General features: G+C 65.6%; 1 protein-coding gene. It reads left to right on the top strand.

Translation table 11 applies throughout. From position 1 onward, the window contains the following. Positions 1-988, top strand: a 988-nt coding sequence (locus A9Q02_RS04935; RefSeq protein ID WP_245860357.1) for an SdrD B-like domain-containing protein, incomplete at both ends; no start/stop codon positions are given.

Genomic DNA, 988 nt, shown 5'->3' with positions numbered 1-988 from the left:
TACACCTTCACCGACCTGCTGCCTGGGCTCTATCGCGTCACCGTCACCCGGCCTGATGGCTACGACCGCTTTAGTGTGCAGAATGCCGGCAGTGACGATGCGCTTGATAGCGACGTGACCGCCGGGGCGGGCCTCACCAGCACCACCGACGACATTACCCTGCTCAGCGGCGTGGACGACTTCACCTGGGACGCCGGGCTCTATCAATTGGGCACGCTCGGCGACCGGGTCTGGGACGACCTGGATGGCGATGGCGTGCAAGACGCGGGCGAGCCGGGCGTGCCGAATGTCAGGCTCGACCTCAACGGCGAGACCGGTGCCGGCGCAACCGTCACGCTGACGACCACCACCGACGCGAGCGGCATCTACACCTTTACCAACCTGGTTCCGGGCACCTACACCGTGACCGTCACGGCCCCCACCGGGTATCGCATCACCGCGCAGAATGAGGGTGGCGATGACGAAGACAGCGACGCTGATCCCACCACCGGCGTGATGGCGAGGACCGACATCACCTCGGGGCAGGTTGACCTCACCTGGGACGCGGGGCTCTACCGGCCGGCCAGCATCGGCAATTTTGTCTGGGACGATACCAACGCCGACGGCATCCAGAACGACGGCGCAACCGGACTCAATGGCGTCAGCCTGAGCCTCACCGGCGTGACCGGCACGGGCACCGACGTAGTGAGCACCACCACCACCAATGCGAGTGGCTTCTACAGCTTTACGAACCTGGCCCCGGGCATCTACACGGTCACGGCGACCCTGCCCGAAGGCTATCGCTTCACCGTCACCGGACGCGGCACCAACGCCACCGACTCCGACGCCAACCCAAGTACCGGCGTCATGAGCGGCACCTTCCTCGTCTCAGGTGAGTATGACGACACCTGGGATGCCGGGGTCTACCGGCCCGCCACCATCGGCGACCGGGTCTGGTTGGATACCAACGGCAATGGCCTGCAAGACGCGGGTGAAAATGGCCTCGCGG

This window comes from Candidatus Chloroploca asiatica (genome assembly GCF_002532075.1).
Classification (GTDB): domain Bacteria; phylum Chloroflexota; class Chloroflexia; order Chloroflexales; family Chloroflexaceae; genus Chloroploca; species Chloroploca asiatica.
This window is presented reverse-complemented; position numbering and strand designations above follow the sequence as displayed.